Origin of the sequence: Pedobacter sp. UBA4863 (assembly GCF_002399615.1) — a bacterium.
Classification (GTDB): Bacteria; Bacteroidota; Bacteroidia; order Sphingobacteriales; family Sphingobacteriaceae; genus Pedobacter.
Genome location: NZ_DHDZ01000040.1, coordinates 16,477 through 35,008 on the forward strand (window position 1 = coordinate 16,477; position 18,532 = coordinate 35,008).

General features: G+C 38.6%; 18 protein-coding genes. 11 read left to right on the forward strand and 7 right to left on the reverse strand.

The genetic code is table 11. The features are described 5' to 3' along the window. Positions 1-4: 4 nt before the first annotated feature. Positions 5-751 carry a LytR/AlgR family response regulator transcription factor gene (locus B3I52_RS10155; RefSeq protein WP_293300939.1) on the forward strand — a complete coding sequence of 249 codons (747 nt, stop codon included), beginning with the start codon at positions 5-7 and terminating at the stop codon, positions 749-751. A gap of 16 nt (positions 752-767) precedes the next feature. Here the strand turns inward: B3I52_RS10155 and B3I52_RS10160 are convergent, their stop codons facing one another. Next, entirely contained in the window at positions 768-1,910 is a 1,143-nt protein-coding gene (locus B3I52_RS10160; protein ID WP_293300941.1) for an NAD(P)/FAD-dependent oxidoreductase, read from the reverse strand. 151 nt (positions 1,911-2,061) lie between these two features. On the opposite strand from B3I52_RS10160, the gene B3I52_RS10165 reads away from it, so the two are divergent. After that, complete coding sequence (locus B3I52_RS10165; protein ID WP_293300943.1) at positions 2,062-2,757, forward strand: zinc metallopeptidase; 696 nt, start codon at positions 2,062-2,064, stop codon at positions 2,755-2,757. Positions 2,758-2,951: 194 nt separating this feature from the next. Continuing rightward, complete coding sequence (locus tag B3I52_RS10170) at positions 2,952-3,299, forward strand: phage holin family protein (RefSeq protein ID WP_293301188.1); 348 nt, start codon at positions 2,952-2,954, stop codon at positions 3,297-3,299. An 80-nt stretch (positions 3,300-3,379) separates the two neighbouring features. On the opposite strand, the gene B3I52_RS10175 is transcribed toward B3I52_RS10170, so the two are convergent. The 3 genes from B3I52_RS10175 to panC all read right to left on the reverse strand — a co-directional run bounded on the left by B3I52_RS10175 (position 3,380) and on the right by panC (position 5,950). Beyond that, complete coding sequence (locus B3I52_RS10175) at positions 3,380-4,519, reverse strand: acyl-CoA dehydrogenase (protein WP_293300945.1); 1,140 nt, start codon at positions 4,517-4,519, stop codon at positions 3,380-3,382. Between the two features lie 126 nt (positions 4,520-4,645). Next, complete coding sequence (gene panD / locus B3I52_RS10180) at positions 4,646-4,996, reverse strand: aspartate 1-decarboxylase (protein ID WP_293300946.1); 351 nt, start codon at positions 4,994-4,996, stop codon at positions 4,646-4,648. Between the two features lie 57 nt (positions 4,997-5,053). After that, positions 5,054-5,950: a pantoate--beta-alanine ligase gene (gene panC, locus B3I52_RS10185; protein WP_293300948.1), complete on the reverse strand. Its 897-nt coding sequence runs from the start codon at positions 5,948-5,950 to the stop codon at positions 5,054-5,056. A gap of 112 nt (positions 5,951-6,062) precedes the next feature. Between panC and B3I52_RS10190 the strand changes: the two genes are divergently transcribed. From B3I52_RS10190 to glmS, 3 genes are all read left to right on the forward strand, one after another. After that, positions 6,063-6,887, forward strand: coding sequence for a glycogen/starch synthase (locus B3I52_RS10190; protein ID WP_293300949.1), 825 nt, complete (start codon positions 6,063-6,065; stop codon positions 6,885-6,887). A gap of 24 nt (positions 6,888-6,911) precedes the next feature. Next, entirely contained in the window at positions 6,912-8,342 is a 1,431-nt protein-coding gene (locus B3I52_RS10195) for a DUF4270 domain-containing protein (protein ID WP_293300951.1), read from the forward strand. An 81-nt stretch (positions 8,343-8,423) separates the two neighbouring features. Further along, on the forward strand, positions 8,424-10,262 hold the full coding sequence (glmS, locus tag B3I52_RS10200; protein WP_293300953.1) for a glutamine--fructose-6-phosphate transaminase (isomerizing): 1,839 nt from the start codon (positions 8,424-8,426) through the stop codon (positions 10,260-10,262). 80 nt (positions 10,263-10,342) lie between these two features. Here glmS and B3I52_RS10205 read toward each other — a convergent pair whose 3' ends face one another. Both B3I52_RS10205 and mutY read right to left on the reverse strand, forming a co-directional pair. Next, positions 10,343-10,768, reverse strand: coding sequence for a single-stranded DNA-binding protein (locus B3I52_RS10205; protein WP_293300955.1), 426 nt, complete (start codon positions 10,766-10,768; stop codon positions 10,343-10,345). 12 nt (positions 10,769-10,780) lie between these two features. Further along, entirely contained in the window at positions 10,781-11,827 is a 1,047-nt protein-coding gene (mutY, locus tag B3I52_RS10210) for an A/G-specific adenine glycosylase (RefSeq protein ID WP_293300956.1), read from the reverse strand. Between the two features lie 176 nt (positions 11,828-12,003). Here mutY and B3I52_RS10215 point away from each other — a divergent pair, with 176 nt between their 5' ends. From B3I52_RS10215 to B3I52_RS10235, 5 genes are all read left to right on the forward strand, one after another. Further along, positions 12,004-12,306, forward strand: coding sequence for an HU family DNA-binding protein (locus B3I52_RS10215; RefSeq protein ID WP_293300958.1), 303 nt, complete (start codon positions 12,004-12,006; stop codon positions 12,304-12,306). 11 nt (positions 12,307-12,317) lie between these two features. Then, a complete protein-coding gene (locus tag B3I52_RS10220; RefSeq protein WP_293300960.1) occupies positions 12,318-13,166 on the forward strand; it encodes a tetratricopeptide repeat protein in 849 nt (282 codons plus the stop codon). A 233-nt stretch (positions 13,167-13,399) separates the two neighbouring features. Then, positions 13,400-14,947: an Rne/Rng family ribonuclease gene (locus B3I52_RS10225; protein ID WP_293300962.1), complete on the forward strand. Its 1,548-nt coding sequence runs from the start codon at positions 13,400-13,402 to the stop codon at positions 14,945-14,947. 102 nt (positions 14,948-15,049) lie between these two features. Beyond that, positions 15,050-16,432, forward strand: a complete 1,383-nt coding sequence (radA, locus tag B3I52_RS10230; RefSeq protein WP_293300963.1) for a DNA repair protein RadA — start codon at positions 15,050-15,052, stop codon at positions 16,430-16,432. A gap of 73 nt (positions 16,433-16,505) precedes the next feature. Further along, the gene (locus tag B3I52_RS10235; RefSeq protein WP_293300965.1) at positions 16,506-16,970 is read left to right on the forward strand and encodes a DUF4920 domain-containing protein; all 465 of its coding nucleotides are present in this window, start codon (positions 16,506-16,508) and stop codon (positions 16,968-16,970) included. 264 nt (positions 16,971-17,234) lie between these two features. On the opposite strand, the gene B3I52_RS10240 is transcribed toward B3I52_RS10235, so the two are convergent. After that, positions 17,235-18,449, reverse strand: a complete 1,215-nt coding sequence (locus B3I52_RS10240) for an ROK family transcriptional regulator (protein WP_293300967.1) — start codon at positions 18,447-18,449, stop codon at positions 17,235-17,237. Positions 18,450-18,532: the final 83 nt, after the last annotated feature.

Below are 18,532 nucleotides of genomic sequence, written 5' to 3' on the forward strand. Positions count from 1 at the left end.
CAACATGAAGGCAATTTTAATAGACGACGAAATTTCGAACCTAGAAAACATACGGATTTTGCTAGAAAAGCACTGTCCGCAGGTTGATATTGTGGCAACAGCACAAAATGTAGCAGATGCCGTTAACGCAATTGAAAAGCACTTACCTGATTTGATTTTTCTAGATATCCAAATGGGGGAGCAAACGGGTTTTGATGTATTAAAAGCATTACCTCAACGAAATTTCGAAGTTATTTTTGTTACTGCATACGACCATTATGGTATACAAGCTGTAAAATTTGCCGCTTTAGATTATCTACTAAAGCCAGTAGATATTGACGAGTTAAAAACCGCCATTAACAAAGCCGAGCAAAAGTTAGCAGCTCAAACGCAAACAGCACAAATAGACTTTTTATTACAGCAAATAAAAACGCCACAACCCACAGTCAGCAAAATTGCGCTGCCCATGCAAAGCGAAATCAGATACATCGCTTTATCAGAAATCATGCGGTGCGAAGCAGATAATACCTACACTTTTTTCTTCTTGACCAATAATGAGAAGTTGTTGGTTTCTAAGTCGCTTAAAGAATATGCCGATTTACTAAAACCAAATGGCTTTCTACGAACCCATCAAAGCCACTTGGTAAACCCAAAGTTTGTAAAGAGTTGGCTCAAAGAGGATGGCGGCGTTTTATTATTAAATTCTGGAGAAAAAATACCAGTTTCCAAACCCAATAAAGAAATAGTTAAACAGGCTTTGCAAGCACTTTAGCAATTTTAATGAGTTACTACAAGCTTTGTAAAACCATATCGGCGGCTTCTTGGCCTGTCTGGCTGCCAATGGCTATGCCCATACCGTTGCACCTAGCAGCACAAAACACGTTTTTGCTTATTGGTTCTATAATAGGCCACAATGCGGGGCCAAAAGCCATAATTCCACTCCATTTGTATTCTATTTCGAAAGCTTGATGCGGCAATATGACCTCTTTTAGCAAGCTCAGCAACGTATTTTGCACTAAGGGCGTTTCGCCAAACTGATGGGTTTCTTCCGTGAAAAAATCGAGATTTCTGCCGCCGCCAAGTAAAACCCTGTTGCCAATGTTTCTAAAGTAATAGTAGCCCTCGTTATAATGAAAAGTACCCTTAAACTTTAAATCTTTAATGGGCGAAGTTACCATTATTTGCCCACGGCCAGGCTTTAATTTAAGCTGCGGAAATAGTTGGTTTGCAAAGGCATTGTTGCAAAACAAGAGCTTTTTAGTGCAAAATTTGCCTTGCGAAGTAAAAACACTAGTGTTATTTCCTTCTTCTGTAAAACTATTTACCGAGCAGTTGTTCAAAATAATTACGCCAAGCGAAGCAGCAATTTCAATTAACGATTTAATCATCTTGCCAGGGTTAAGCTGTGCCTCTAATTTATTTTCGATTAAGCAGTCAGCTCCTTTAAAGCCAAAAGACTCTAATTTTTGGTTAGCAACAGAGAACACGTTTTCAGCTCCTGTAATGTCTTTTACCATCGCATTAAAGTGGCTAATTTTTGATACACATTTGTCTTTTAGTGTTGCCTCGCTGGGTTTAAAAAGTTCGAAACCACCGTTGCTTTGTAGCGCTAAACGTTTGTCGCCCACAATATCGCGTAACTTTTGCAAACCCTGCCAGCGTTTTTTAATGAGCTGATGCAGTTGAGCCGTACCACAACTTTTTTCTTGCGCAATAAGTTCAGATACGCTGCCAAAGCAAGCAAAGCCAGCATTTTTTGTGCTGGCGCCAGAAGGCAGAAAACCCCGCTCCAATAGTATTACAGTTAAGTTTTGCTGCTGTTTTTTTATCGCTATTGCGGCATTTAGGCCAACTATGCCACATCCAACAATGATAACATCTGCTGCATAAAAACTTTCTTTCTCCCAATAAGATAGGTTTATGGCATCCATAAAAAGATTGTAATTTTTTTATTTCTTATAAATATGGGAACACTTTTTGATTTAATGAGAGAAAAACAATGAAAAGGCTGAAAAAGACCTAAAAATAGCACTCATTGTTTAGCACAAAAATGAAAAACAAAGTTTAAAACAAACATTAAAAATGGAAACGTATTTAATTTTAATTGTTCCGATTCTTCTGCTTAGTATGTTTGTACAGTGGCGTTTCAGAAACAAATTTTCAAAATATGCCGAAATGCAGCTCAACTCGGGCTTTTCTGGTAAGGAGGTGGCAGAAAAAATGCTACACGACAATGGCATTTACAATGTAAAAGTGTTGAGCTCGGAAGGACAGTTAACAGATCATTATAACCCCGCAGATATGACGGTAAATTTAAGTACCGACGTATATTACGGCAGAAGTGTAGCTGCTGCTGCGGTTGCCGCTCACGAATGTGGCCATGCCATACAGCATGCCAAAAGCTATAATTGGTTACAGTTACGTTCTAACATGGTGCCTATTGTAAGTATATCTTCTAACTTATTGCAGTGGGTACTTTTAATAGGCGTGTTGCTTATTGGCTTTACCGGTAACCCGGTAGTTTTGGGTATAGGCGTAGTGGGCTTGGCAGTAATTACATTGTTTAGTATTGTAACGCTGCCCGTAGAGTTCGATGCCAGCAACAGGGCGTTACTTTGGTTAAAAAACAACCAAGGCGTAATGCAAACTGCCGAAGAAAATGCGCAAGCTAAAGATGCTTTATGGTGGGCTGCCATGACTTATGTTGTAGCCGCTCTAGGTGCTTTGGCCAACTTGCTATACTACGCATCAATGCTATTTGGCAGAAGTAGAGAATAAGACAATCCATAAATTTACAACGAAAGTCCCGGAGGCCTTGGCTAGCTGGGATTTTTAGTGTGTTAACCTTTGGGCTAGCGCTTTTTAATTGAAATGCTGTAATACTTTGCTATATTGTACCTACACACCTATTGTGATGGTAAAAAAGAAAAAATAAACAACAAACCGTTAACCTTTTAAACTATGTTGCTATGATAAAAATAATTATAGAAATCTTATTAATGGGGCTTGCCATGATGATTGGGGCCTTTTTAGTGCCAGGTGTTACCGTAAGTGGTTATGGTAGTGCCATTCTCGCGGCAGTATTGGTTGCTATTGCTAACGCTACCATCGGGCTAATTTTGAGGATTTTTACTTTCCCGTTAAACTTTCTAACCTTAGGCCTTGTTTCGTTTATTATTTCGGTATTGATGATTTTGTTGGTAGATAGTTGGATGAAGGATTTTAATACCTCGGGCTTTTTATCGGCAACCATATTAGCCCTTGTAGTTACGGTGGTTAAGGTAATTCTAGACGCTGCTTTTGGTGTGGATAAATCATAGCCGTTGTTATTTAACCACCCTAGCTGTTTTGTAAAACCAGTAAAAGGGAATAGCTTTAGCTAGGGTGGTTAAATGAGTAATTAGGCTAAAATATCCCTGCTAATCACCATTTTTTGTATTTCTGAGGTTCCTTCGTAAATCTGGGTAATCTTGGCATCTCGCATTAATCGTTCTACGTGATATTCCTTTACAAAGCCATAACCTCCATGAATTTGTACGGCTTCTATGGTTACCTCCATGGCTACTTTACTGGCAAACACTTTTGCCATAGACCCTGCTAGGGTATAAGATAAACCTTGGTCTTTTAACCAGGCCGCCTTATGAACCAATAACCTGGCGGCTTCAATTTGTGTGGCCATGTCTGCTAATTTAAAGGCAATAGCTTGGTGCTCGGCAATGGCCTTGCCAAAAGCTTTACGTTGTTTTGCATAGGCCAAGGCCAGCTCGTAAGCGCCAGCAGCAATGCCCAAGGCCTGTGCCGCAATGCCTATACGTCCTCCTTCTAAAGTTTTCATGGCAAATTTAAAACCAAAACCATCTTCGCCTATGCGGTTTTCTTTGGGTACTTTTACATCGTTAAACATTAACGAGTGCGTATCAGAACCTCTAATGCCTAGTTTATTTTCTTTAGGCCCAATAGTAAATCCGGGTGTTCCCTTTTCTACAATAAATACATTGATGCCTTTATGCTTTAGCTCTGGATGAGTTTGGGCAATAACTAAATAAATGCTTGCAGTGCTGCCGTTGGTAATCCAGTTTTTTGTACCGTTTAATAGATAATAATCGCCTTTGTCTTCGGCGGTAGTTTGTTGCGAGGTAGCATCAGAACCTGCTTCTGGTTCAGAAAGACAGAAAGCACCAATTTTTTCGCCAGCGGCCAAAGGTTTTAAGTATTTTTCTTTTTGGGCTTCGGTGCCGTATTTTTCTAAACCGTAACATACCAGCGAGTTGTTTACCGATACAACTACAGAGGCCGAAGCGTCTATTTTAGAAAGTTCTTCCATTACCAAGGTATATGATACAGAATCCATACCTCCACCGTTGTACTTTGGATCCACCATCATGCCTAAAAACCCTAATTGGCCCAGCGCTTTTACTTGTTCGGCCGGAAATTTCTGATTTTCATCTCGTTCTATTACACCGGGTTTTAGCTCATTTTGGGCAAAATCCCTTGCAGCTTGCCTAATCATTTGCTGCTCTTCGCTTAATTCAAAATACATAATGTACGATATATTTGGTAAGACAAAGGTATTATTTTTTAATAATACTATGCAAACATAGTAAAATTCTGCAATAGAAAATCCGCTTGTTCACAGAAAAACAAGTAGAAAGTAACTTGGCTGAATTTATTTCAGTAGTCTATTGTTGTCGTCTGGAAAAACTAAAATTGGCTGATATTTTTTGGCTTCTTCTATAGGCAAAGAACCATAAGACATAATGATTAAAATGTCGCCTACCTGCACTTTTCTAGCGGTAGCGCCATTTAAGCAAACAGTTCCGGTGCCTCTTTCGCCTTTAATGGCATAGGTCTCAAAACGTTCGCCATTGTTGTTGTTAACAATCTGCACCTTTTCGTTAGGGATAATGTTGGCCGCGTCTAGCAAATCTTCGTCAATAGTAATACTACCAACGTAATTTAGTTCTGCTTGGGTAACCTTTACACGGTGTATTTTCGATTTTAATATCTCGATAATCATGCTGCAAAGTTAGTAATTAAGGTTGAAGGTAAAAAGAGGGAAGGCATAAGGCTACATTTACCCGACAATCCAATTAATAATTACATTGTCGATTAACCTTGTTTCTCCAACTTTGGCCGCAATTAAAGCAACCGTGTTATGGCCTGTTTTAGTGGTAATGGGTAAAAGTGTATCGCCGTTAGCTATGGTTAAATAATCTAAGGCCACTCCAGGTACATTGTTAATAATTTGCTTAGCTGTTGTCAGTAAATCCTCAAGCGAGTAGCGATGGTAGTTTTCTGCTATAAAAAACAAGGCTTTACTTAAAACAAGCGAGTTTTCCCTATCTTCTTCACTAAGGTGGATGTTTCTAGAACTCATGGCCAAACCATCCTCTTCCCTAATAATAGGACAAGTAACAATCTGTACATCGAGATTTAGGACAGCCACCATGTTTTTAATCATTAGTACCTGCTGAAAATCTTTTTGCCCAAAAAAGGCCACATTTGGTTTAACTGCATTGAACAACTTAAACACAATTTGGGTTACGCCTTGGTAATGTCCTTTCCTAAACTCGCCTTCTAATACAAACTCTGCATTGCCCAAATTAATTTTCCAATTTTCGGGTTCAGGATAAGAAGGATACATTTCTTCTACCGTTGGCATAAAAACAAAGTTGCAGCCAGCTTCGGCCAGCATCTTTATATCGTGTTCCAAGGGACGGGGGTATTTTTCTAAATCTTTAGGGTCTGTAAATTGGGTTGGGTTTACAAATATGCTGCACACTACAACATCTGCCTGTTTTTGTGCCGCTGCAATAAGCGATAGGTGGCCATGGTGCAAAGCCCCCATGGTAGGTACTAGGGCAATTTTTAATCCTTTTGCCCTTAAAGGCATTAACGAGTTTTCAAGCTCGGTAGTGGTAGCTATAACTTCCAATATCTTGTGTTGTTTTGAGGGTGCAAAATTGTACATTTCTGCGCTACTTACAAAGCCACAACAGCAAGATATTGATAAATGTTAATATTTTCCGTACCTTTGCCCCTTGATAATCTTTAAATTAACAGTAATTTAATAATATATGGAGATGGCAAAAACGAAGCTACTGATTATTACCCATGAGATGTCGCCTTTCCTCGAACTCACTAAAATTTCTGAAATTACACGCCAACTACCACAGGCCATGCAAGAAAAAGGATTCGAAATCCGTATCTTGATGCCTAAGTTCGGTAACATTAATGAAAGAAGAAATAGGTTGCACGAGGTAATCCGATTATCAGGTATGAACATCATTATTGATGAAAATGACAACCCTTTAATCATCAAAGTGGCGTCTATACCAGCGGCTCGTATGCAAGTGTATTTCTTGGATAATGAAGATTATTTCCAAAGAAAGTACGTGTTTAGGGACAAAGAAAACAAGTTTTATGCAGATAACGACGAAAGAACGATCTTTTTCTGTAAAGGAGCTTTAGAAACAGTGAAAAAACTAGGCTGGTCGCCTGATGTGGTACATTGCCATGGCTGGATGACTGCTTTAGTGCCTGCTTATGTAAAAACGACTTACAAAAACGACCCAACGTTTAAGAATTCAAAAGTGATTTATTCGGTTTACGAAAACTGCTTTGACGAAAAATTAAGTGCAGACTTTCATAAAAAAGCGATCATGAACCACATGACCGCCGATGACACTAAGGCTTTTGCCGAAGGCGATTGCAGTAGCTTACATATTGGTGCTATAACACATTCTGACGCGGTGGTTTTTGCAGATGAAAAGGTTGATGATGCGGTGTTAAAATTTGTTAAAGATTCTAATAAACCAACTTTAGCCTTTAATTTAACCGAAAATTACGACAACTTCTATTCGTTTTATGAAGAAGTTACGAGTGATGAATTGGTTTCTATAGCATAAAATAAAAGCTTATTTAATTTAAATATGAGATTTTTAAAATTAGACTTATTGACCTTGTTGATAAGTCTTTTTCTTTTCGCTTCATGTGAAAAAACTTCTACCATTGGGCTAGAAATAGATCCTGGCAGTGCCATAGAAGGAAATTTGATTGATACGGCTACCGTTTTTTCGAGAACAGTTAAGGACGATGCGGCAGCCACTAATAATTTAACCAGGTATCCTTTGGGCTTTATTAACGACCCTTTATTGGGAACCACAGGGGCTAGTTTGGCTTTATCGGTAAATTTACCTAACGATGCTTATGATTTTGGTACCAATGCTGTTTTAGATTCGGCAGTTCTAGTACTTAACTTCGGTGGCGAATTTTATGGCGATAGTACGGTGAACTATACTATTGATGTGCATCAGCTCACCAATAACCTGACAAAAGAAAGTTCGTACCTAAGTTCTAAAACTTACCCTATCGAAAATACACTTTTGGCTAATTACACGGGCAAGGTTTTCCCTAGTACGCCTTTTAAAATAACCGATATCGTTACCGGCGCCCTAGATACTTTGAAGAGCGTTACGCCGCAGCTACGCCTTAAATTAGACAATATCTTTATTACAGATAATATTGTAGGGTTGGGCGCTGCATCATTAAAATATAATTCTTATTTTCAAAATGCTTTTAAGGGCTTACATGTTCAAATTAGACCAACTTCGCAAGCAGCAATGGGCAATGGCGGCTTAATGTTCTTTAACTTTGGTAGCTCAGCCAACTCGGGCATAATGCTCTATTATAGAAAGCAAAATGCAACTACAACCACAGCAATAGATACAGTTTCGGTTAATTTTCCGATTGCCAATAGCGTTGCTGCAGTAGCCGCCAGCGTAACCAATACTTATTCTACAGATGTGCAAGCGCAACTTAGCAATACCACCAATACACAGTTTGCTACTACTTATTTAAAACCATTGGGCGGTTTAAGAACTAAGCTTTCATTTCCGTATTTACAGAAAATGAAAGCCGAAGTAGGTAAAATGGTAATTAACAAAGCAGAGCTTGTTGTTGATTTAAGTACAGGAACCGATGTTGCCCCTTTTAAGGCAGCTCCGCGTTTAGCGCTATACAGGTACGATATTGCCGACCAACGTAAAAACGTGCCAGACAATGATGCTGGTGATGGTTATACTACTGCCGGCGACCCGCGTGCAAACTCGGCAACATTTGGCGGTTATTTCGACGCTGTAAACAAAAGGTACGTTTTTTCGATTACAGCTTATTTGCAGGATTTGTTAGATGGTAAGACCGAAAATTACGGAACCTATCTAGCCGTTACGCCTGCTGCTGCCTTTGAACTTTCGCCTTCGTTTGGTACGGCTTATCGGGCAGTAATCGGCAGCTTCAAGAAGAACCCCGCAGCTACAGATAACTTGCTAAAGCTCAATATTTACTATACAAAAATAAAATAGCAAAAATTTTACGCAAACGTTTGATTAAATCGCCCTAAAAAAATACTTTAGGGCGATTTTTATTTTTAAACACCAAATATTATGTGTGGAATTGTTGGTTATATTGGCTATAGAGAAGCTTGGCCTATTGTTTTAAAGGGGCTAAAAAGACTCGAATATAGAGGTTATGATAGTGCTGGAATTGCACTTATTGATAACGAAAATTTGAATATTTATAAGAAGGCCGGGAAGGTGAAAGAGCTGGAAGACTTTGCCGCAGGCAAGAACCTTTCGGGTACAATTGGTATGGGGCATACCCGCTGGGCTACTCATGGAGCCCCTTCTGATAGAAATTCGCACCCTCACACTTCTCAAAAAGGAAACCTGAGCATTATCCATAACGGCATTATTGAGAACTACGCAACACTAAAAGAAGAGCTGATCTCGAGAGGCCACTCTTTTAATAGCGATACCGATACCGAGGTGTTAATTCACCTGATCGAAGACATCTACCAAAACAATAACATTCAACTAACGGAAGCGGTGCGTTTAGCACTAAATGAAGTAACAGGGGCCTACGCCATTGTAATTATGGACGAAGAAAATCCAAACCAGCTAATTGCCGCAAGAAAAGGCAGCCCAATGGTAATTGGCGTGGGTGAAGGAGAGTATTTTATCGCTTCAGACGCTACACCAATTGTAGAGTACACCAAAAATGTAATTTACTTAAACGATAATGAAATTGCCTTTTTAAAACGCGATGAACTTGAGGTAAAGCGTTTAGATAATGTAGTGCAAACACCTTATGTGCAAGAATTAGAGCTTAAGCTAGAAATGCTGGAAAAGGGAGGCTATGAACATTTCATGCTAAAAGAGATTTACGAGCAACCACGTTCAATTCGCGACTGTATGAGGGGCCGCATTTACCCAGAAGAGGGAAAGGTGCAGTTGGGCGGAATTAAAGAGTTCGCAGATAAACTTAAAAACATTGATAGGATTATTATTGTTGCCTGTGGCACTTCTTGGCATGCGGGTTTGGTGGGCGAGTATTTAATTGAGGAGTATGCCCGTATTCCTGTAGAAGTAGAATACGCCTCGGAGTTTAGGTACAGAAATCCAATTATTACAGAAAAAGACGTGGTAATTGCTATTTCGCAATCTGGAGAAACTGCCGATACCATGGCCGCTATTGAAATGGCCAAAGAAAAAGGCGCTACTATTTTTGGTGTTTGTAACGTGGTTGGTGCTTCTATTCCGCGTATATCTCATGCTGGCGTTTATACCCATGCTGGTCCAGAAATTGGCGTAGCATCTACCAAGGCATTTACCGCTCAAGTAACGGTACTTACGCTAATGGCTTTTTACATGGCACAACAAAAGGGCACTTTAAGCAATTCTACATTAAGAGAACTGCTTACAGAGTTAGATTGCATTCCTGACAAGATACAGGTGGCCCTTCAATCAGACAAGTTAATTAAAGAAATTTCTGCGAAGTTTAAGGACGCAAGGAACTGCCTGTTCTTAGGCAGGGGTAGTGGTTTTCCTGTGGCATTAGAAGGTGCATTGAAATTAAAAGAGATCTCTTATATTCATGCCGAAGGTTATCCGGCAGCCGAAATGAAACATGGCCCTATTGCTTTAATTGATGAAGAGATGCCAGTGGTTTTTATTGCTACCAAAAACTCGTCTTACGAGAAAGTAATTAGTAATATACAAGAAGTAAAAGCCAGAAAGGGGCAAGTAATTGCCATTGTAACCGAAGGCGATACCGAAGTGAAAAAAATGGCAGATTACTATATCGAAATACCGGATGCTAGCGAAGCGTTTTTACCTTTGCTGGCCACTATTCCATTGCAACTTTTATCGTACCATATTGCGGTAATGAGAGGATGCAATGTAGATCAGCCTAGAAACTTGGCAAAATCTGTTACGGTAGAGTAAGCTTAGCTATTGGTACAAAAATGCCCCGAACAGTTAGTGCTCGGGGCATTTTTGTATAAGTAAGTTAGTTTTATGATAAGCTAAAAAGGCAAATCTCCAGTTTCATCAATAGAGGTAGAAAAATCGTCTTCTATTTTATTAGCAGTATTGCCATTAACCTGTGCAGGTTCAAAATCGCTCTTTCTGCCCAACATTGTAAAATTTTCGGCCACTATCTCGGTCACATACTTTTTAACTTTCTCTTTATCCTCAAAAGAGCGAGTTCTTAATTTACCTTCTATGTAAACCAATTTGCCTTTTTGAAGGTACTTTGAGGCTACTTCGGCCAAGCCCCTCCACAGTACAATATTGTGCCATTCGGTTTGCTCTACTCTTTTTCCGTCTTTGTTAAATGTTTCTGATGTAGCCAAAGGAAAGCTTGCTACGGTAACACCACCTTCTAAATGTCTAACTTCGGGATCTTTTCCTAAATGACCCACTAAGATTACTTTGTTAATACCTGACATAAATATATTTGATTAGTCTATATGTTTTTCAATAAAATCCCCTATAATTTTGGGATGAGGTAATTGTTTAAAAGCTTTAATTTTAACCGATTTAACTTCGGCAGATTGATTAAAGTTAATAATATAATTATCTATTGCAAAAAAATTAACATATATTATTTGGTGTGTTAAAAGATGTTTTTTGCTTTCTAAATGCCTAATATGTGCACCTTTACCAAATATTTCTGCAACTCTTTCTAAAAATGCTACGTTTGTTTCGGTATGTTCTGCTTCCATTTCTATTAGTGGAAAATCATAGAGATGCTGCCAAATATCGCCCGGTTTGCGCTGCCTAGTTAAAATATGGCTATCGGTAATGCCTACAAAATAGTTAAACCATCTTTTTTTAATCTTTAGCTTTTTTAATTTTAAAGGCAGGGTTTCCACCTGGTCGTTTTTAAACGCCTCGCAGCTTAAGCGTAAAGGGCATTCGCCGCATTTTGGCAATTTGGGTTTGCAGTGTAGCGCCCCAAACTCCATTATCGCTTGGTTGTATAAGCTCGATTGTTGGTCTGTGATGAGTTCTTGAGCCAAGAGCGCAAACATTTTTTGCCCTGTACTGGTATTAATAGGTTCTTTTATTCCAAAATATCTTGCTAAAACCCGGTAAACATTGCCATCTACTACCGCTTTTTTTTCGTTACTGGAAAATGATGCGATGGCGGCAGCCGTGTACGCTCCAACCCCCTTTAACTTTATCAGGTCTTGGTACACCGTGGGGAAGCGGCCATTAAAGTGCGCCATGATATGTTTAGCGGTATATAGCATGTTGCGCCCACGAGAATAGTAGCCCAAACCCTGCCATAGTTTCAGTACTTTTTCTTCTGTTGCATTGGCAAACGCTTCTACATTAGGGAAATTTTCTAAAAACCTTAAAAAATATGGCAAGCCCTGCTCTACTCTTGTTTGTTGTAAGATAATTTCTGAAAGCCAAATAACATAAGGATCGGTTGTGCCTCTCCAAGGCAAATCTCTTTTATTTTTGTGGTACCAAGCCACAATTTCAGACTGAAATGACATTGTAACAAAAGTACAACAAAATGGCACCAAAGTGTAAAACTTACGTCACTAAGATTAGCTTGTACCAAATAAATCATCTTTTATTTTCCTATCTCATTAAAAAGCAATACTTTTGCAACCCCAAAACAGAGGTAATATTAAAATACACACACAATAATTAATTAATTTTTAGAAGTATGACTAAGGCAGACATCATTGCTGAAATATCAACAAAGACAGGGATTGAGAAAGTTGACGTTCAAGAAACAGTAGAGGCGTTTTTCAAAGTAATCAAGAACAACATGATTGCAGGTGAAAATGTATATGTAAGAGGTTTTGGCAGTTTCGTAGTGAAAAAAAGAGCTCAAAAAACTGCAAGAAATATCTCTAAAAATACTGCCATTATTATTCCAGAGCACTTTGTGCCTAGCTTTAAACCAGCTAAAGTATTTGTTGACAAAGTAAAAAACAGCACTAAAAAAGCTAAAGCAGAATCTTAAATATTTTTTAAATGAAAAGCCCTCGCACCACACAGATTGTAATTGTTGCAAGCATTGTATTGCTTGTGGGCTTTTTGTTTAGCCAAGATATTAAAGGATTGGTAAAGCCTAAAGAAGAGGCTGCGGCAGTTATGCCAGAAGAAACACAAACTCCAGGTGTAAGCTTAACAGAAGCCTCGGCAACTGCAAAAAACCTAGTCAGCAACGCTGCCGCTAAAGAATTTACTTCTTTAGAAACTGCCTATCAAAAAGCAGAGGGCGAAAACAAAATTAGCCAAGCAAAAGTTTTGGCCCAAAAGTGGGATGATTTAGAGCAAGCTATTCCGAGTGCGCTGTACCTAGAAGAAGTGGCCAATGGCCAACCTTCTTTAGTAAACTGGGTAAATGCAGGTGCTAGGTTCTTAAAAGCTTTTGACAATACGCAAGACAGCCTTTCGAAAGCAGTAATGCTACAAAAAGCAAATGTGTCTTATACCAATGCCATAGCTATAGATTCTACAGATTTAGATGCTAAAACAGGGATGGGAATTACCATGGTTAATGGCGCAGGAGCACCAATGGCAGGTATTACCATGTTGTTGGATGTGGTAAAAAATGACCCAAAAAACTTTAAGGCCAATATGAACTTAGGTTTGTTTGCCATAAAATCTGGGCAATTTGATAAGGCTATTATCCGCTTTGAAAATATCATAAAAAACATCAAAGCTACGCCCGATACTTATTTTTATTTAGCCACGGCCTACGAAAACCTTGGCAAAAACCCAGAAGCTATTAACGCCTACTTACAAAGTAAAAAACTTGCAGCCAACCCAACGTTATCTAGTTTCATAGATAAAAAGGTGGCTGAGTTGAAAAAATAAAAGAATTAATACAACATTTAAAAATTTAAAATTATGCCAAGCGGTAAAAAAAGAAAAAGACATAAAATGGCTACCCACAAACGCAAAAAACGTTTAAGAAAAAACAGACACAAGAAAAAATAATTTTTAAGTGTTATGGCTAAAAGTAAATACTTTTTTAGGTATTTACTTTTGGATTCTAAGTTTTTTGGTCCATGTGTTAATAAGGTGTAAAAGCCTTAAAATCTGTAGCTTTGGTAAAAGAATTAATTATAGATTCTACTCCCACGGGAGTAACCATAGCTTTAATAGAAGACAAACAACTTGTTGAGCTTCACAAAGAGCACGTTAACAACAACTACGCTGTAGGCGATATTTATTTAGGCCGCATTAAAAAGATTATGCCTGGCCTAAATGCTGCATTTGTAGATGTTGGTTACGAAAAAGATGCATTTCTGCATTACTTTGATTTAGGCCCACAAGTTCAATCTCTGATAAAGCTAACGAAGATTAGACGTAACGGCACACCAGGCACTTTATTGGATAACTTTAAGTTAGAAGCAGACATCAACAAAGCCGGTAAAATATCGGAAGTTGTAAGCAAGAACTTATTGGTACCTGTACAAATTGCCAAAGAACCCATTTCTACTAAAGGCCCCAGGTTAAGTTCAGATCTTTCCATAGCAGGAAGATACACTGTACTGGTTCCTTTTTCTAATGTTATCTCCATCTCTAAAAAGATAAAGAGCAATACCGAACGTAATCGTTTAAAAAAGATTATTGAAAGTATTAAGCCTAAAAATTTTGGAGTAATCATTAGAACAGTTTCTGAGGGAAAAGGCGTTGCCGAATTACAAAAAGACTTACTCGATTCTATTTCTAAATGGGAGAGCTTTATGAAAAAGCTGCCAGAAACAGAACCTGCTAAGCGTGTTTGGGGCGAAATGGATAGGACATCAACGCTTATCCGCGATATTTTAAATACCGATTTCGCTAATGTATATGTAAACGACCAAACATTATTTGAAGACATTCGTTCTTACGTGCACGAAATTTCTCCAGAAATGGAGCGAATTGTAAAACATTACAAGCACAAAGAACCTATTTTTGACCATTTTGGGGTCGAAAAGCAAATTAAAAACGGTTTTGGAAAAACCGTAAACTTGGCCGGAGGTGCCTACTTAGTGGTAGAACACACCGAAGCTTTGCACGTTATAGACGTAAATAGTGGCAATAGAACTGCTAGCAAAGAAAACCAAGAAGAAAATGCGCTGCAAGTTAATAAAGAAGCAGCAAAAGAAATTGCCCGCCAATTAAGGCTAAGAGATATGGGCGGTATTGTGGTTATCGATTTTATTGACATGCACAAGCCTGCCAACAGAAAAGTGTTGTTTGATTACCTGAAAGAGCTGATGCTTTTAGACAGGGCTAAACATACCATTCTGCCTCCTAGTAAATTTGGATTGGTACAAATAACCCGTCAAAGGGTACGCCCCGAGATGAACATTGTAACGGTAGAAAAATGCCCTACCTGCGATGGAACCGGTGAAATTAAAGCTAGTATTGTTTTAATGGACGACATTGAAAGCAATTTGACCTATATTCTGCGTGAGCAGAACGAAAAAGGTATTACGCTATGTGTGCACCCTTACATAGCTGCCTTTATTAAAAAAGGATTGATTTCTTTACAATGGAAATGGTTCTTTAAATTTGGGCAATGGGTAAAGGTTAAAGAAGTATCTTCTTACCATTTAACCGAGTTTCACTTTTTATCGTCAAAAGACGAAGAAATAAAACTTTAAGTATTTAAAGTCCCGATGCAAATCGGGACTTTTTTGTTTGAACAGCACTAGCATTTCCAGTCAATTAAATCTAAATTCGTAATTCGTAAAATCTAAAATCAATTGGCTAAAATCAAATCAGCATATTTCTGTCAAAGCTGTGGCTACGAGTCGGCTAAGTGGTTGGGCAAATGCCCTTCATGCAACCAGTGGAATACCTTTGTAGAAGAAGTAATAGAAAAACCATCGGCGGCAAACGCGGCAGTTTGGAAAACAACCGTTGGCGGAACACAAAGGGTAAATAAACCTAGCAAGCTAGAAGAAATACAAAGTGTAACAGAAGATAGGCTGTTAACTGGCGATGCCGAATTAGACCGAGTTTTAGGCGGTGGTTTGGTGCCAGGGTCGGTAACATTAATTGGTGGCGAACCGGGCATTGGTAAATCTACGTTAATGTTGCAATTGGCTCTCAATATTAAGCAAAAACGTGTTTTATACGTTTCGGGAGAGGAAAGTGAACAGCAAATAAAAATGCGTGCCGAACGCATTACCAAAACGCCACAGGCCAATTGCTTTATACTTACAGAAACCTCCACCCAAAATATATTTAAACAACTAGAACAGCTAGAACCAGAAATTCTGATAGTAGATTCGATACAGACCTTACATTCGGCACACATAGAATCTACGCCCGGAAGTGTTTCGCAAGTTCGTGAGTGTACAGCCGAATTGCTTCGCTTTGCTAAAGAAACCGCTACCCCTGTGTTTTTAATTGGCCACATTACCAAAGATGGGGCTATTGCCGGGCCTAAAATTTTGGAACACATGGTAGATACCGTCTTGCAGTTTGAAGGCGACAGGCATCATATCTATCGTATTTTGCGTTCCATTAAAAACAGATTTGGTGCTGCGGCTGAACTGGGCATTTACGCCATGCATGGCAACGGGTTAAGGGAGGTTTCCAATCCTTCGGAAGTATTGCTCTCACAACGAGACGAAGAACTAAGCGGCATTACGATAGGAGCAACTATTGAGGGCGCCAGGCCAATGCTCATAGAAACACAAGCGCTGGTGAGTATTTCGGCCTATGGTACACCACAACGGTCGGCAACTGGCTTTGATACCAAGCGAATGAACATGCTATTGGCCGTATTGGAGAAAAGATGTGGTTTTAGGTTAAGTGCAAAAGATGTCTTTCTAAATATTGCAGGTGGTATTAAGGTAGAAGATCCCGCCATCGACTTGTCCATTATTGCGGCAATTATTTCCTCGCACGAGGATATCTCTGTATCTTCTAAAATCTGCTTTGCCGCAGAAGTGGGGTTATCGGGCGAAATTAGAGCGGTAAACAGGATAGAACAACGTATTTTAGAAGCAGAGAAACTGGGGTTTGAAAAAATATTTATCTCTAGCTACAACCTAAAAGGAATAAACAAAGACAAGTTTAAAATAGAACTAATAACGGTGGCAAAAATTGAAGAGGTGTTTTCGGCGTTGTTTGGGTAAATTAAGAAATGCTTTTATTTAAAGCTTTTAAATATCTTTGTATCTCAATCTTAACTAGATAAAATAAAAAATAATGAAAAAAATAATTTTAAGTTTAGCTTTTTGCGCTATGGCAACTTTAGCTTTTGCGCAAGATAACGTAGAAGGTCAAGCGTTTGGCGAAGGTGTTAAACAAGGGAACATCATTCCGGCAACAAAAGTAGAAGCGCAATTAGGAAAGGCCAAGAAAGCCGACATGAAAGTAGAAGGCGAAGTGGTTAGCGTATGCAAGAAAAAGGGCTGCTTCATGAACATTAAAATTTCTGACAAAGAAACCATGATGGTTAAATTTAAAGACTATGGTTTTTTTATGCCGAAAGATATGGCGCCAGGAACAAAAGTGGTAATAGATGGCTTTGCCGAAAGAAAGATAACTTCTGTGGAAGATTTACAGCATTACGCTAAAGATGCTAAAAAATCTGAAGAAGAAATTGCAAAAATAACAAAGCCTAAAAAAGAAATTGTTTTTGAAGCTAAAGGTGCGGTTATTTTAAAATAATCGGAAGTCTCTTTTTTAAAAGTAAATGCAAAGCCCCAACTGGAAATGGCGAGGAACAAACCATTAAGTTAACCTATTCGCCTCCAGGCGCATCTTGTTTGCCAACGCCGCTGGTATTTGTTCCTGTAGATTTATAATAACTAGGAGTATTCGGAAATTAAGTTTTTAGAATTGCTGACAAGGAGCCCGATTCTCTTTAACGGGGCACTCTCATCAATAACAACTTTAGTTCGGATACTCCTAATTTTAGCGCTATTTAACAGCTTAAACTAAGCCTAATAATCGGTTCCTTACCAATAGGCAGGCACCGATTACACCGGCTTTTTCGCCCAATTTCGACATTTTTAATTGCGTGTCGTTATTTACCAAGCTTAAAGAGTACTTATTTAAAGCGCTTTTTATTGGTAAACGGATATATTCGCCAGTTTCTGCTAAGCTCCCGCCAAGAATTACCATTTCTGGGTTGAAAATGTTAATGAGTACCGCAATTCCCTTGCCCAGCTTTTCTCCTACTTCTGCCACCAGCTCAATAGCCAAAACATCGTCTTTAATCGAAGCTTCAATAATGTCGTTCAATTTGATGTCTTCCACAGGCATGTTCGATAAAATGGAAGAAGAACCTTCGGCGAGTTTTGCTTTAAAGTTTCTTACTAAGGCCCATCCAGAAACCTCTGTTTCTAAGCAGCCCTTTTTGCCACAACTACAGATAATTTCGTTATTAAAAAATGGGATATGGCCAAACTCTCCAGCAAAACCAGATTTACCGTAATAAAGCTGACTGTTGATCATAATCCCTACGCCCATGCCGTAGTCCATATTTAAAAAGAGTACGTTTTCTTCTTCTTTAACCACCCCTGCAGAAAACTCGCCGAATGCCATTGCCCTCGAATCGTTTTCTAGGAAAATTCGCAATCCAATATTTCTTTCAATTACTCGACTAAGAGGCTCTTCGTTAAAATGAAAAAAATTGTAACTGTAGCCTGTAGAATAATTAATTCGGCCAGAAAGATTTATGCCAGCACCCAATATTTTGTCCCTTTTAATGGGGCTTTCTTTTATAAAGCCATTAATAAGTTCGCAAAGCTCGTCTAACGATTCTTTGTTGTTGGTTAAACTATATGGAATATTAGATTTAACATGCACCAAGTTTTTCTGCAAATCGGTTAAGCCAATATTAAGGTGAGAATTTTTAACATCTATACCCAAAAAGTAACCAGATTCTGTTACCAAACCATAAATATTTGGCTTTCTGCCTCCTCTTGATTGCAGTTTCCCATAATCTTTCACCAAGCCTTCGGCAATTAATTCATTTAATATATTATTAATTTTTGGAGTACTCAATCCTAATTCGGTACATAAGTCTGCGATTGTGCAGTTGCCATTTTTACTGAAATAAACAATTATTGCTTTCTTTAGCGTAAGGTTTTTATAAGCAACCCCAGAGGTGCCTTCATTATTCAATTCGGTGAAAAACGTCATGTTATTAATATATTTTAAAAATCAAAATTAAGACAATATCTGATTTAACCTAATAAGAAGCTTTTTTTCTTGTGTTTTAGCGG